The following is a 15,032-nucleotide window of genomic DNA, read 5'->3' as shown; positions in this document are numbered from 1 at the left end:
TAATCCTTACATTCACCTTACGCCTGTTTGTATTCTTGTTATTGATCTAGCTCAAATTACCATACCAATCAAAATAAAATAAAATAAAATAAAATAAAATAAAATAAAATTACAGGCATAAAAAAAGGCCATGTTGCCATGACCTTGTTATTTTAAGTTTTCTTTGGATTTACTGTAAAACTGATATATCAGCGATAGCAAAGAAACTATTTCTAATTTCATTGAGTAAAGTTAAGCGATTTATTTTCACTGCTTCATCATCACTCATCACCATAACATTATCAAAGAAAGTATCTATTGGTGCTTTAAGTTGTGCTAATTCACTCAGTGCTGCTTGATAATTTTTTTCAGCCATTAACGGAGTAACCTTCAATTTTATCGCTAGGTAAATATCGGCTAAATCACGTTCTGCTTGTTCTGACGCTAAATCTTGCTTGAATGTTTGATAAAGCTCACCATCAAATTTAGCCAAGATATTACCAACACGTTTATTTGCTGCTGCAAGTGTTGCCGCTTCAGGCAATTCACCAAAGAAGGTTACCGCTTTAATGCGCTTTTCAAAATCAAGTGGCGAACTTGGCTTTTTAGCCAATACCGCTTGGATAACATCAACACTAATACCCTGCTCTTGATAGAAAGCACGGAAGCGACCCATAATAAAGTCGAGTACATCGCTGGCAGTATTTTCATTAACCAATTTATCGCCAAATAACTCGATACTTTTGTTAATTAGAACTGCAAGGTCTAAATCGAGATGTTTTTCTATTATGATACGAATACTACCAATGGCGGCTCTTCGTAGCGCAAAGGGGTCTTTATCGCCCTTAGGGGCTTGATTAATACCAAAGATTCCTACTAAGGTATCAATCTTGTCACTGATGGCTACCGCACAGCCAATATTAGCCTCAGGTAAGGTATCACCAGCAAAACGTGGACGATATTGATCTTCCAGTGCTTGGGCAATATTTTCATTTTCACCATCATGCAATGCATAGTACTTACCCATAGTGCCTTGCACTTGTGGGAACTCTAGTACCATTTCTGTCATCAAGTCGGTTTTACTTAGCAAACCAGCACGGTAAGCATCTTTAGAATTTTCATTCAATTGCTCTGCGATGAACTGAGACAATTCAGCGATTCGCTCAGACTTATCTTTCATAGTACCGAGCTGCTTTTGAAACAGTACTGATTCAAGACTGGTTAGTCTTGATTCCAAGCTCTGTTTTTTGTCTGTTTTAAAGAAAAACTCAGCATCCGCTAAACGTGGACGAATCACTTTTTCATTACCAAAAACCACAGTATCAGGCTCTTTAGATTCAATATTGGCAACAAAAATAAATTTATTAACCAATTGACCTTTTTTATCCGTTACCGGGAAATACTTCTGATGATCTTTCATCGAGTATATTAACGGCTCAGCCGGAACATTTAGGAAGTTTTTATCAAATGTTCCCACCAAGGTAACAGGCCATTCAACTAATGCGGTGACTTCGTTCAGTAATTCATCATCAATTAGCGCTACAGCATTTATGTCATTGGCAATTTTTTTGATTTGGGCAACAATTTTTCTTTGTCTTTCGTTAAAATCGACTTCTACGTAAGCTTTGGCTAATTCGGCTTGATAATCATTAGCGTGATTAATGGTCACTAAGCCTTCATGGTGAAAGCGATGACCTTGCACTTGGTTGCTAGAAGTGACACCAAGGGCTTCTCCTGCAATGATTTCACTACCAAACAGCATAGTTAGTGTGTGAACAGGACGAATAAACTGAATGCGCTCTGAACCCCAACGCATTGGCTTAGCAATGGGTAACTTATTCAATGCCGTAGTTACCATGGCTGGCACTAATTCAGTAACCTTCTTACCCGAAACCGTCGCTCGGTGAAGTAACCACTCGCCTTTGTCTGTTACCAGGCGCTCCGCTTGCTCAACCTCTATACCGTTAGATTTGGCCCAACCTTGTGCTGCTCTGCTAGCATTACCCGCTTCATCAAAAGCAACATTAACTGCAGGGCCACGCTTCTCTATGGTTTTATCTTGTTGTTTATCAACTAAATCAAAAACTTGTACAGCTAAACGGCGCGGAGTAGCAAACCATTTAATATCGCTATAGGTTAAATCATGGCTATCAAGTTGTTTTTTAATGTTGTCATGAAAAGCTATCGCTAATGTTTTTAATGATTTTGGTGGTAACTCTTCTGTGCCAAGCTCAATAAGGAGTGTTTCAGTAGTCATTATTTTTCTCCTTTCGTTGTTGCTTTGTTAGCACTGGCTTCACTATTTTTACGTTCATTATTTTTACATAATGGGAAGCCAAGCTCTTCACGCTTTTGATAGTAAGCTTGTGCAACTGCTTTCGATAACGTACGTACCCGCAGGATATAACGCTGACGTTCGGTCACAGATATTGCATGACGAGCATCAAGTAAGTTAAAGGCATGTGAGGCTTTCATTACCTGCTCATAAGCTGGTAATGGTAAATTGGCTTCAATCAGTTTTTGGCTGTCTTTCTCACACTGATCAAACTGCTTGAACAAAGCATCAACGTCCGCATGCTCAAAGTTATAAGTTGATTGCTCTACTTCATTTTGATGGAATATATCGCGGTAATAAATAGTCCCTAGTGGACCATCTGTCCAGACAAGATCATATATGCTATCAACATTTTGAATGTACATAGCTAAACGTTCTAGTCCGTAAGTAATTTCACCGGTAACGGGTGTACACTCTAAGCCACCGACTTGTTGGAAGTAAGTAAATTGAGAGATCTCCATGCCGTTAAGCCAAATTTCCCAACCTAAGCCCCAAGCACCTAATGTAGGCGATTCCCAGTTATCTTCAACAAAGCGAATATCATGTATTAAAGGGTCTACTCCCAACTCTTTTAACGAGTTGAGGTAAAGCTCCTGAATATTCTTAGGTGATGGTTTTAACATCACTTGAAACTGATAGTAATGCTGTAATCGATTTGGGTTTTCACCATAACGACCATCCGTTGGACGACGGCAAGGTTGTACATAGGCGCTGCTGATTGGCTCAGGGCCAATCGAGCGTAAAAAAGTCATTGGATGGAAGGTACCTGCCCCAACTTCTATATCAAGAGGCTGGACTAATACACAACCTTGACGTGACCAGTAATCTTGCAATTGCAAAATTAAGCCTTGAAAAGTTTTACTATTGAAAGTTGTCATGGTGTTCTAATTCACTTTTGTCTTAGTTAATACTAAAGGGATTAATTTATTGGTCACTTAGCGAGAATGAATCCCTTTGGTATAATTGAGCAAATAATAGTTACTGGGAATTATTTGGCGTTTTTTACATCTGACGATTATAACTTTTTTAGAGTATTTAACCTACAAAAATGCCCGGACATGAAGACCGGGCATCTTATTTAAGCTTTAATAATATCTATACATCTAAGTTTGATACCCTTAAGGCATTATCTTCTATAAATTTTCTGCGTGGCTCTACATGATCGCCCATCAAGGTGGTAAACAGTTGATCAGCCGCAATGGCATCTTCGATTGTTACCTGTAACATACGTCGAGTGTCAGGATCCATAGTAGTTTCCCAAAGCTGCTCAGGGTTCATCTCCCCTAGCCCTTTATAACGCTGTATGTATTGACCACGTTTTGACTCTGCCATCAACCAGGTTAAGGCTTCATCAAAAGCTTCTACTGACTTAACTTTATCTCCACGTTTAACATATGCCCCTTCTTCCATTAAGCCATTGATTGCTGTGTTTAAAGAAATGATGGCGGCAAACTCTTTTGACTGTAAAAACTCATAACTGCAATGGTATTCTTTATCTATACCATGTTGTCTAACAATAAAGTTAGGGTAATAGATATTACGCTCTTGGTTATGCTTTACTTCAGCTTGATAAATTGAGCCGTTATTATCTTGATTTTCTAGTTGAGTAAGTAGATCTTTGGTCCATGCCTGTACTTTACTTTCATCATTGAATTCTTCAGCAGTGATAGTGCTGCTATAAATCATTTTTTCTAAAATATCCGCAGGGATCTGTCTAGAAAGACGCTTAATTATATCCATAGTATTGCGATATTGATTTACTAGTGTCTCTAAGGCAACACCCGATATACCTGGAGCATCTTCATTAACATGAATTGAAGCACTATCAAGTGCTAGTGTTGTTAAGTACTCTGTCAAACCCTCATCATCTTTAATATAACGCTCTTGCTTACCTTTTTTCACTTTATAAAGCGGTGGCTGTGCAATAAAGATATGGCCACGTTCCATAATTTCTGGCATTTGACGAAAGAAGAATGTCAGTAATAAAGTACGGATGTGCGAGCCATCGACATCGGCATCGGTCATGATGATAATGCTGTGATAACGTAATTTTTCTGGATCATATTCATCGCGACCTATACCACAACCAAGTGCTGTAATTAAGGTACCTACTTCCTGCGAAGAAATCATTTTATCAAAACGCGCTTTTTCTACGTTAAGGATTTTACCTTTTAATGGTAAAATCGCTTGGTTTTTACGATTTCGTCCCTGCTTGGCTGAACCACCAGCAGAGTCCCCTTCCACAATATAAATTTCGGATAAGGCCGGATCTTTTTCTTGGCAATCGGCCAACTTACCTGGTAAACCCGCAATATCTAAAGCACCTTTACGACGTGTCATTTCACGTGCTTTTCGAGCAGCTTCACGAGCTCGAGCAGCATCAACTATCTTCATAATGATGGTGCGTGCAATAGAAGGGTTCTCTAATAGGTATTCACCTAATTTTTCACCCATAGCTTGTTCTACAGCCGTTTTTACTTCAGATGAAACAAGTTTATCTTTTGTTTGTGATGAGAACTTAGGATCAGGAACTTTAACAGATATGACCGCAGTTAAACCTTCACGGGCATCATCACCGGTAGCACTAGTTTCGGTACTGCCACCTTTTTTGGTCTTATTCAGACCTTCTCTATTCATATAAGTATTCAGCGTTCGGGTCAGCGCGGTTCTAAAACCACTTAAATGCGCACCGCCATCACGCTGTGGAATGTTATTAGTAAAACAGTGAATGCTTTCTTGGAAACCATCGTTCCACTGCATAGCAACTTCAACAATAATACCGTCATCACGTTCTAAATCGAAATAAAATATCTCTTCATTAACCGCTGTTTTATTAGTATTCAAATAATCAACAAAAGCTTGAATACCACCTTCATAACAAAAATGTTCTTCTTTACCTTCTTCACGTTCATCAATTAGGTGTATTGAAATACCTGAATTTAAAAACGATAATTCACGAATACGTTTAACTAATATATCGTAATGAAATAAAACATTGGTAAAGGTATTGGTACTTGGCCAGAAGCGTACTTCAGTACCCGTCTGATCACTGACACCAACTTCGGCAATTGGCGCTTCCGCTACACCTATATGATAAAACTGTTCAAACAATTTACCATCACGGCGAATATTCAGCTTTAGCTTTTCACTTAAAGCATTTACTACTGAGATACCTACACCATGAAGACCACCGGAAACTTTATAACCAGAGTCTTCACCACCGAACTTACCACCGGCATGTAAAACAGTCATAATAACTTCAGCAGCAGATATGCCTTCTTCAGGATGAATTTCAGTGGGAATACCACGACCATCATCTTTTACTGATACCGAGCCATCTAAGTGAATTTTTACTACAATTTCCTTACAATGCCCTGCTAATGCTTCATCGATTGAGTTATCTAAAACTTCGAAAACCATATGATGTAAACCAGTGCCATCATCCGTGTCACCTATATACATACCAGGTCTTTTTCGTACGGCATCAAGTCCTTTTAGTACCTTGATACTCGCCGAGCTATATTCATTTTCTACTGTCATAGTTTTAGCCTACTCAATCATTACTGAATTATTCACAGGTAAGATACCACCATGTTTCACGTGAAACATATGATATTTTAATTTCTCACTACTTTCTTTATTAGTAACTAAAGAGTCACTAATAAAGGGTTGTAATACATTTTCCTCTATTGCCGTAATTACAACTTGGCAATCTAAATTACTTATTGCTTTTGACAAAGACTGTCTAGAATTAGAGTCTAATTCTGCGCCTATATCATCAATAAGTAAAATTGGTTTTACTCGATTAACTCTTGCAATTAGCTTTGCTTGTGCAAATGTTAATGCCAGTAAAAACAACTTCTGTTGTCCTCTTGAAAGCTGACTTTCCAATGGTTGCTTAGCAATAAGAAATTTTGTATCAAATTTATGAGCACCATAAATACTGTAACCAAAGGCTTGCTCTCTTTCATGAGCATCACTTAACGCATCTATCAAGGTTTTCTTTTGCGGCCAACCCTGAATATATTGCACTGTAACTTGCTTTGCAATACTCGGTAATAATATATTTAACCAAGTAGGTAGTTCTTTAATTAAGCTAGTGATGTATTGAGATCTTATTTCAGCAACCTGTTCCGATAGCTGACAAAAGAGTTCAGTCCAATAAGTAAAAGTCGATTTATCTAACTTATTTCGTATACAAGCATTGCGTTGTTTTAATACTCTATTAAATTCACGCCATTGCTTAGACGAATCATGTTTCACGTGAAACATACCTAATTCGATAAAACGACGGCGTTCTTTTGGCCCGCCAAAAAAAAGTTTAAAACTTTCTGGTGTGACTATCTGAACGGCTATATTTTTGGCTAGTTCAGATAAACGCGCATGCCGCTCACCATTAATTTTAATGAGTGTGACACCCGTAGTTAAATTTTTACTTAATCCTAGCTGTAAATCATTTACATCTTTAATACTAACAACAAAGTTATCAGTATCATAACTAGCAAGGTACTCTACCTTACTAGTACGAAATGACTTACCATGACCTAAAAAAAATATAGCTTCAAGTAAACTACTTTTGCCACTACCGTTATCACCAACAAAAAAATTAAGATTAGGGTGTAAATCAATAGTAACCGAAGATAAGTTTCTAAAATTATACGTAGTAAGCCTGGCAACACTCATCAGTTAAAAAACATACTTGTTAACTACAAACGCATAGGCATAACAACATAAAGCGCTTCGCCATTGTTACTACCCTCTATAACTACGCTACTGTTTGCATCCGCTAAAGTAAACTTCACATTCTCGTCTTTAATAGCACTTAATACATCTAGCACGTAACTTACGTTAAAGCCTATTTCTAATTCACCGTAAGGAAAATGAATTTCAATTTCTTCTTCGGCTTGTTCTTGTTCAGGGTTATTGGCGGTGATTTTTAAATTGGTCTCTGAGAAATTTAAACGCACGCCTTTAAATTTTTCATTCGATAAGATTGAAGCACGTGATAAAACCTGACGAAGTGCATCCTTGTTAGTTTCGAAAACCTTATCACCGTTTCTAGGTAATACACGTCGGTAATCTGGAAAACGACCATCGACCAATTTACTGGTAAAAGAAAATTCACTATCAATAATACGAATATGATTAGAACCTAAAAATATTTTTACTGATTCGTCAACAGGGGCAAGCAGACGAATAATTTCTAATATGCCTTTACGTGGAACAATAACCTGCCTTGCCGGCAGTGCTAAAGATTCGTTTGATATTTTACAAATCGCGAGTCGATGCCCATCAGTAGCAACAGACCGAATTTCGTTGCCTTCACATTCAATAGACATCCCATTTAAGTAATACCTAACATCTTGGTTAGCCATTGAAAAATGTGTACTCTCAATTAAGCGTAAGAATTCAGATTTTAATAATTGAAACTCAACGTCCCCTTGCCATTCTTCGATATTTGGAAAATCGACCGCGGGTAAGGTTGAAAGTGAGTACCGGCTACGTCCAGAAGATAACTTAATAGTTTCATCTTTAACTTCAAATGAAATTAAAGAATTATCAGGTAAACTTTTACAAATATCTAAAAGTTTTCGCGCTGGAATAGTAATTTTTCCGTCTTCACCTTGATTATCAACTTCAGCATAAGCAACCATTTCAAGTTCTAAATCAGTAGCTGTTAAGGTAAGTGAGCGACCACTAACATCAAAAAGTATATTACTCAGAATGGGCAAGGTGCTCTTACGTTCTACTGCACCCGAAACCAACAATAATGGTTTAAGTAATAATTCCCTGTTCACTGAAAACTTCATTTTAATACCTGCTTATGTGCTTTTATTTTTATTTCTATTTTTAAAATTAAGAAGAAAGGGTTCTGATTAAATTTGAATAATCTTCTTTAATATCATGCATTTCTTCACGTAATGATTTAACTTTACGACAAGCATGTAAGACAGTTGTATGATCACGACCACCAAATGCATCCCCTATTTCAGGTAAACTATGATTAGTTAATTCCTTAGATAATGCCATGGCTATTTGTCTAGGTCGAGCAACAGAGCGATTTCGTCGTTTTGATAACAGATCCGCAATTTTAATTTTATAATATTCAGCAACGGTGCGCTGGATATTATCGATAGTCACTAATTTATCTTGTAGTGCTAATAAGTCACGTAATGCTTCACGGACGAAATCGATAGTAATGGCACGGCCAGTAAAATTAGCATTGGCAATAACACGGTTTAAAGCACCTTCTAGCTCTCGAACATTAGAACGAAGTCTTTTAGCAATAAAAAAAGCAACTTCATCGGCTAAGTTAATCTGACTTTCTTGAGCTTTGCGCTTTAATATAGCAACACGAGTTTCTAGTTCTGGCGGTTCTATTGCTAACGTTAAACCCCAACCAAAACGTGATTTAAGTCTGTCATCAACACCATTAATTTCTTTAGGATAGCGATCACTGGTTAAAATAACTTGCTGATTACCTTCAAGAAGAGCGTTAAAGGTGTGAAAAAACTCTTCCTGGGTACGTTCTTTACCCGCGAAAAATTGAATATCATCAATAAGCAGGGCATCAACACTGCGGTAGTATTGCTTAAACTTTTCCATGGCATTATTTTGCAGTGCTCTAACCATATCTTGGACAAAGCGCTCAGAATGCATATAAGCAATTTTAGCATTGGGGTTTTTACGTAATATACCATTACCAACGGCATGCAATAAATGCGTTTTTCCTAAGCCGGTGCCACCATAAATAAATAAAGGATTGTAAGCAGTACCTGGATTATCCGCTACTTGCGAGGCAGCAGCTCGAGCAAGTTGGTTAGACTTACCCTCAACAAAATTATCAAAGGTATAATTGAGTCTGATATTGGCTTTTTTTGGAATATTACTTTCAGGCTCTGCAATTTTTGGTGCTGGAATTGATTTAGCAAAAATATTGGCGTGACTACTAGTGTGTCTCGGTACTGAGTTATTACTAGCGGTATTATTAATAACCGGTTTACTGCCAACGTCAAAACGCAAAAGTAATGAATGATTTGCTTCGTTAATGGTCAATAATTCGTTAATGCGATTAACATATTTATCTCTAACCCAATCAAGAACAAAACGGTTAGGAGCATATAACGTCATAACATTATCATTAATAACGCATTGTAAGGGTCGGATCCACATACTAAATTGCTGAGCAGGCAATTCTTCTTGTAGAACAGAGAGGCAACGTTGCCAAGGTGAATGTTCCAACCAAAACTCCAGTAGTAACTAGGTTAATATTTTTTCTGGGGGCTATTATCTATTGAGTTATCCACAAGTGCAATATTGACTTTTAACTATTCTAATATTTTTTTATCTATACCAAGCTAAGTTGCTGTAAAATAGTTATAAACACTTAAAAATTTAACTAAAAAAACTCTACTATTTATCAGCTATTTTACCTTTAAATTATCATTTATTATAATTAGTTATTAAGAGACGAAAACAGCTTTGTGATAAAACTGTGAATATCGTTAATAATCCCAACAAAGATCACAACGATCCTTGAAGATAAAAGTAATGATCATTGCATAAATAGCTAACAGAAGTGATTGACAATTGCTCTAATAAGTTTTAATATTCGGCCTCATTTTTTAGACCTGTGTGCTCAAAGGGCTGTTTTGCCAGGGCAACAACAACCGACGGATTAGCGTAATGAAAAGAACATTTCAACCTAGCATACTAAAGCGTAAGCGTAACCACGGATTCCGTGCTCGCATGGCAACTAAAAACGGCCGTGCTGTTATAGCGCGTCGCCGTGCCAAAGGCCGTGCAAGCCTTAGCGCATAATATCAAACCTTGTTTACAATTTTTGATATAAGGTAGTCAAACTATGACTACTTACAAATTTAATCGGGAGTCACGCTTGTTGACTCCCGGTCATTTTCAAGCGGTTTTTTCTAAACCGATCCGATTTGGCTCTCGTCACTTTACTTTATTAGTAACTCAAAAACCTCATACTCTCGTCTCTGATAAACATAATTCAGTTGCCAAAAACCGTTTAGGATTAGCTATTGCTAAAAAACGGGTCAAACTTGCTGTGCAACGTAATCGCATAAAAAGGCAGGTCAGAGAAAGCTTCCGCTTAAATCAACATAATTTACCTGCTATCGATATAGTAGTTATGGTAAAGTCTGGCATTGATCAACTAGATAATAATACGATAAATCAAGAATTAGAGAAGATATGGCGAAAAATAATTCAGCGCCACAAAAACTAGTAATAACCGGTATAAAAGGCTATCAACGCTTTATTAGCCCGTTACTAGGTTCGAATTGTCGATTTCATCCAAGCTGCTCAGCCTATGCTACGGAAGCAATTAATCGCTTTGGTGTGATAAAAGGTAGTTGGTTAGCAAGCAAACGTATATTAAGATGTCATCCGCTCAATGAAGGCGGTGAAGATCCGGTACCACCAATAAAAAAAGAATAATAACCAACCTAGACTAAAAGAGTATTGGTTATCAAGCTAACGTATATTAAAATGCCACGCACTTATCGTATTTAATTTATGCAGAAATTAATTTTTCTGCCAACACAAAAGAAGAGAAGTAAATTTTATGGAATCCCAACGCAGTCTACTTTTTATTGCGCTTATGGTAGTTACTTACTTACTGTTTAGTCAATGGCAAGAGCAAAATGCTCCTATTATTCAGCAAACAAGTATTAGCCAAAATCAGTCTGGTGAACCTGCCAATACAGACTTCGTGCCTGAATCATCAGCTGCACAAATAAGTTCTGTAAAATCAAATGATACTTCTGCTAAATTAATAAGCGTGACTACAGATACATTCGCTTTAAAAATTAATAGTCAAGGTGGTGACATTGTAGAAGTTAAATTACTTAATTACGATACTGAGCAAGGCAATGGTATTCCATTTACCATCATGCAAAACGGTAATCAAAAATATATTGCTGAAAGTGGTTTAACAGGGGCTAACGGCATTGACCGTCTGTATTTAAGTAAAGGAAAAGGCCGTCCTATATATACCAGTGCACAAAGCAATTATGAATTAACCAATGATAGCTTAATCATTGATTTAGTTTTTAACGATGTTACTGGTATGACTGTTACCAAGCGTTTTACTTTTAAGAAAAACAGCTACAGCGTTGACGTTGAATACATAATAGATAACAACACAGCAAATAGCGTATCGGTACAAATGTATGGTCAACTTAAACAGTCAACCGTGGTCGATACTGGCGGCGGTATGTTACCAACCTATCGTGGTGCTGCTTATTCAACAACTGAAGATCGTTACGAAAAATATGACTTTGATGACATTCAAGACGCTAACTTAGAAAAACCAACGGTGGGTGGTTGGATTGCCATGCTTGAACATTATTTTGTTTCAGCTTGGGTACCAGTTGCAGACCAAACTAATGATTTATATACTAGGTATAGTAAAAACCATGAAGCCTCAATTGGATTTAGGTCTCCAGCCGTTATTATTGATGCCGGTCAGCAAGGTTCAACTTCTGCAATATTTTATGTCGGTCCTAAAGATCAAAAAGTATTAGAAAAAATAGCGCCTAACTTAGACTTAACCATAGACTACGGTTTCTTATGGATGATCAGTCAACCATTATTCTGGTTACTACTAACGATACAAAGCTTTGTTACTAACTGGGGTGTGGCTATTATTATCATCACCTTGATTGTTAAAGGTGGTATGTATCCATTAACGAAAGCGCAATACACCTCAATGGCTAAAATGCGTGACCTTGCTCCAAAAATGGCGCAACTTAAAGAGCGCTTTGGCGATGACAGACAAAAGATGTCACAAGCCACTATGGAAATGTATCGTAAAGAAAAAGTAAATCCAGCGGGTGGTTGTTTACCACTATTACTGCAAATGCCAATTTTCTTAGCACTTTACTGGGTATTCTTAGAAAGTGTTGAACTACGTCATGCGCCATTCTTCTTCTGGATACAAGATTTATCAGCAATGGACCCGTTCTTTGTCTTACCAGTACTAATGGGCGTGAGTATGTTTGTAATGCAGAAAATGCAGCCAATGACTATTCAAGATCCAATGCAACAGAAGATTATGCAATATATGCCGGTAGTATTCTCAATCTTTATGGCTTGGTTCCCATCAGGTTTAGTACTTTATTGGTTAGTCAGTAACTTGATTTCAATTGCGCAAATGAAAATTATATTTGCTGGTATTGCCAAGAAAAAAGCAGAAAAAGCAGCTTAATATCGGTATCTAATTACTGATAAAATAATAAATAAAAAGGCGATTACTGTTTAACAGTAATCGCCTTTTTTATTGTCGGCATTAAGTTAGTTGCCACTCAGAGCTGGCGAGTGGTTTGAGAACAAATATAATTTTTCTGCATATAGTCACTCTATATGAAAGATATTCTGTGCAGTACTCGAATCGCTGGAAAGCTGCCAAAGGGCGAGTACCTCATAAAAGGTAAAAGCTTACATGCTGCATTATTGATTTTGATAAGGACGCTGAGTGGGAATAAACTTATTGGAATTGGTATTAATTTTGAAATACAGTAAAATACCCGTATTCAACCGTTCAAATTAATTACCTAGCCATGACATCAATTTCTCACACAACGACAATCGCCGCCCAAGCAACCGCACCAGGACGTGGTGGCGTCGGTATTATTAGAGTATCAGGCCCTGAAGCAAAAAATGTTGCTCAAGCAATTTTAGGTAAAATACCTGAAGTAAGAAAAGCGGAATACCTGCCTTTTGTAGATAATACATTACCAGAAAAAAATCAGGTATTAGATCAAGGCATTGCACTATTTTTTAAAGGACCTAACTCATTTACTGGCGAAGATATTATTGAGTTTCAAGGCCATGGCGGCCCGGTAATTTTAGATATGCTGCTGAAGACAATTCTTGCGCTACCGAAAGTAATAATGGCTAAACCCGGTGAATTTAGCGAACAAGCTTTTTTGAATGATAAACTCGATTTAACCCAAGCAGAAGCCATTGCTGATTTAATTAACTCTAGTTCCGAGCAAGCGGCTCGCTCTGCCCTGCACTCTTTACAAGGTGACTTCTCAAAATTAATCAATGAAATGGTCGAAAGTATTATTCATTTACGTATGTATGTGGAAGCGGCGATAGACTTTCCTGAAGAAGAAATTGATTTTCTTGCCGATAAAAAAATAGTCAATGACTTAAAAGCTATTATCCGTAAGGTAGAAGATGTTCGTAAACAGGCCCAACAAGGCAGTATTATTCGTGAAGGTATGCGCGTAGTTATTGCTGGTCGCCCCAATGCCGGAAAATCTAGCCTATTAAATTCCTTAAGTGGAAAACAAACCGCCATTGTTACCGAAATTGCCGGTACCACACGTGATGTACTAGCCGAACAAATTCATATCGATGGCATGCCATTACATATTATTGATACCGCTGGATTACGAGATAGTGATGATGTTGTTGAAAAAATAGGCATTGAGCGTGCTTGGCAAGAAATAAAAAAAGCGGATCGGGTATTGTTAATGGTTGATGCCAGTGTAGATCACAGTGTCTTGGATGATGAGCAAGATATTAAAGATTACTACCCTGAATTTTTTGCCGAACTACCTGAAAATATAGGCTTAACACTGATCAGAAATAAAGCCGATGTGAATAATGCTAAAACCGGTTTTAGTGAGTTTACCGATACCGATGGCACACAGCACGCTATCATTACCTTATCAGCTAAAACCGGCGAAGGCGTTAACAGCCTTAAAGAGCACTTAAAAACCATTATGGGTTACCAAGGTAGTACCGAAGGTGGCTTTATGGCAAGAAGACGTCATTTAGTCGCACTAGAGAATACCCATCAGCATTTATTAATTGGCTTAGAGCAACTTGAAGCATATGTCGCTGGAGAAATATTGGCAGAAGAATTACGCATTTGTCAGCAAGAGTTAGATCAAATTACCGGCGAGTTCACCAGTGATGATCTGTTGGGCAAGATATTCAGCTCTTTTTGTATTGGTAAATAGCTTTAATCATTAGCCAAAACAAAAAAACAGCCTAACTAAAAGTTAGGCTGCTATCAGATAAAAATCACTAATGATGGTTACTTCTACTTATCAATAAGCATTTCATCAAGTGGTTAACAGTATTTTTTGACATACTTAACCTCAACTCTGGATAATGAATGTTAATTTTTTTAAGTACTTATTTATTATCAATCACATAACATAAATACCTATGCTATAAGTTTATTTATTCGTCTCAATATTGATAGTTTTGGTGAAAACAAGGCGGTATTACGTACCCAATAACTGGTTATTGGTAGGAATACCAACGCTGATATCGCCTAAAATAGCTTTTTGAGTAACTTTGCTTATCCAGATATGTGGTTACTTATGCGAAAACCCATTACCAAAATCATTAACGTACTGCATACTAATAGCAATCAAAATAGATTCATTGCTATTTTCACTACCCATAAGCTCTGCTATAACATCCCTCACCTTTTCAGCCTCGCCTGACTTAAAAAGATCTGTGTTCCCTCATTAATTAGCAATACAACATTGGGCAACCTCTTGCGCTAATTATTCATTACATAACTCTGCGAGTGATGCTGAGCCGTAAAAAGAGCTAAAAGTAAGTAAAATTATTGAGGGTATTATTCATAATAAAGACCTTTTATTAATAATAATTGTCAATACCATTGTTTAAAATACCAATAATATTGTTTAAAATATCAACA

At 37.2% G+C, this 15,032-nt stretch carries 11 protein-coding genes; 5 read left to right on the top strand and 6 right to left on the bottom strand.

Annotation, left to right across the window (positions count from 1 at the left end):
- Positions 1-169: 169 nt before the first annotated feature.
- The 6 genes from glyS to dnaA all read right to left on the bottom strand — a co-directional run bounded on the left by glyS (position 170) and on the right by dnaA (position 9,556).
- Positions 170-2,236 carry a glycine--tRNA ligase subunit beta gene (glyS, locus tag F580_RS0116170; RefSeq protein ID WP_019028792.1) on the bottom strand — a complete coding sequence of 689 codons (2,067 nt, stop codon included), beginning with the start codon at positions 2,234-2,236 and terminating at the stop codon, positions 170-172.
- Positions 2,236-3,192, bottom strand: coding sequence for a glycine--tRNA ligase subunit alpha (gene glyQ / locus F580_RS0116165; protein WP_019028791.1), 957 nt, complete (start codon positions 3,190-3,192; stop codon positions 2,236-2,238). The genes glyS and glyQ overlap by 1 nt, the downstream gene beginning before the upstream one ends.
- A gap of 217 nt (positions 3,193-3,409) precedes the next feature.
- Complete coding sequence (gene gyrB, locus F580_RS0116160; protein WP_019028790.1) at positions 3,410-5,854, bottom strand: DNA topoisomerase (ATP-hydrolyzing) subunit B; 2,445 nt, start codon at positions 5,852-5,854, stop codon at positions 3,410-3,412.
- Between the two features lie 9 nt (positions 5,855-5,863).
- Positions 5,864-6,997, bottom strand: coding sequence for a DNA replication/repair protein RecF (gene recF, locus F580_RS0116155; protein WP_019028789.1), 1,134 nt, complete (start codon positions 6,995-6,997; stop codon positions 5,864-5,866).
- 23 nt (positions 6,998-7,020) lie between these two features.
- Positions 7,021-8,124: a DNA polymerase III subunit beta gene (gene dnaN, locus F580_RS0116150; RefSeq protein WP_019028788.1), complete on the bottom strand. Its 1,104-nt coding sequence runs from the start codon at positions 8,122-8,124 to the stop codon at positions 7,021-7,023.
- Positions 8,125-8,170: 46 nt separating this feature from the next.
- Complete coding sequence (gene dnaA / locus F580_RS0116145) at positions 8,171-9,556, bottom strand: chromosomal replication initiator protein DnaA (RefSeq protein WP_019028787.1); 1,386 nt, start codon at positions 9,554-9,556, stop codon at positions 8,171-8,173.
- Positions 9,557-10,000: 444 nt separating this feature from the next.
- Here dnaA and rpmH point away from each other — a divergent pair, with 444 nt between their 5' ends.
- From rpmH to mnmE, 5 genes are all read left to right on the top strand, one after another.
- Positions 10,001-10,135 (top strand): 50S ribosomal protein L34, encoded by a 135-nt coding sequence (gene rpmH / locus F580_RS0116140; RefSeq protein ID WP_019028786.1) that lies wholly within the window; start codon positions 10,001-10,003, stop codon positions 10,133-10,135.
- Between the two features lie 43 nt (positions 10,136-10,178).
- Positions 10,179-10,565 carry a ribonuclease P protein component gene (gene rnpA, locus F580_RS0116135; protein ID WP_019028785.1) on the top strand — a complete coding sequence of 129 codons (387 nt, stop codon included), beginning with the start codon at positions 10,179-10,181 and terminating at the stop codon, positions 10,563-10,565.
- Positions 10,532-10,777 (top strand): membrane protein insertion efficiency factor YidD, encoded by a 246-nt coding sequence (gene yidD / locus F580_RS0116130; RefSeq protein ID WP_019028784.1) that lies wholly within the window; start codon positions 10,532-10,534, stop codon positions 10,775-10,777. The genes rnpA and yidD overlap by 34 nt, the downstream gene beginning before the upstream one ends.
- A gap of 127 nt (positions 10,778-10,904) precedes the next feature.
- Positions 10,905-12,548 carry a membrane protein insertase YidC gene (gene yidC / locus F580_RS0116125; RefSeq protein WP_019028783.1) on the top strand — a complete coding sequence of 548 codons (1,644 nt, stop codon included), beginning with the start codon at positions 10,905-10,907 and terminating at the stop codon, positions 12,546-12,548.
- Between the two features lie 352 nt (positions 12,549-12,900).
- Complete coding sequence (gene mnmE, locus F580_RS0116115) at positions 12,901-14,316, top strand: tRNA uridine-5-carboxymethylaminomethyl(34) synthesis GTPase MnmE (RefSeq protein WP_019028781.1); 1,416 nt, start codon at positions 12,901-12,903, stop codon at positions 14,314-14,316.
- Positions 14,317-15,032: the final 716 nt, after the last annotated feature.

Source organism: Colwellia piezophila ATCC BAA-637 (genome assembly GCF_000378625.1).
GTDB lineage: Bacteria > Pseudomonadota > Gammaproteobacteria > Enterobacterales > Alteromonadaceae > Colwellia > Colwellia piezophila.
Note: the sequence above shows the minus strand (reverse complement) of the source record. Positions and strands in the feature narration are given on the sequence as shown.

Excerpts from the sequence above, each read along its gene's own strand:
- glyS (WP_019028792.1), bottom strand. The coding sequence starts at position 2,236 with ATGACTACTGAAACACTCCTTATTGAGCTTGGCACAGAAGAGTTACCA.
- glyQ (WP_019028791.1), bottom strand. The coding sequence starts at position 3,192 with ATGACAACTTTCAATAGTAAAACTTTTCAAGGCTTAATTTTGCAATTG.
- gyrB (WP_019028790.1), bottom strand. The coding sequence starts at position 5,854 with ATGACAGTAGAAAATGAATATAGCTCGGCGAGTATCAAGGTACTAAAA.
- recF (WP_019028789.1), bottom strand. The coding sequence starts at position 6,997 with ATGAGTGTTGCCAGGCTTACTACGTATAATTTTAGAAACTTATCTTCG.
- dnaN (WP_019028788.1), bottom strand. The coding sequence starts at position 8,124 with ATGAAGTTTTCAGTGAACAGGGAATTATTACTTAAACCATTATTGTTG.
- rpmH (WP_019028786.1), top strand. The coding sequence starts at position 10,001 with ATGAAAAGAACATTTCAACCTAGCATACTAAAGCGTAAGCGTAACCAC.
- rnpA (WP_019028785.1), top strand. The coding sequence starts at position 10,179 with ATGACTACTTACAAATTTAATCGGGAGTCACGCTTGTTGACTCCCGGT.
- yidD (WP_019028784.1), top strand. The coding sequence starts at position 10,532 with ATGGCGAAAAATAATTCAGCGCCACAAAAACTAGTAATAACCGGTATA.
- yidC (WP_019028783.1), top strand. The coding sequence starts at position 10,905 with ATGGAATCCCAACGCAGTCTACTTTTTATTGCGCTTATGGTAGTTACT.
- mnmE (WP_019028781.1), top strand. The coding sequence starts at position 12,901 with ATGACATCAATTTCTCACACAACGACAATCGCCGCCCAAGCAACCGCA.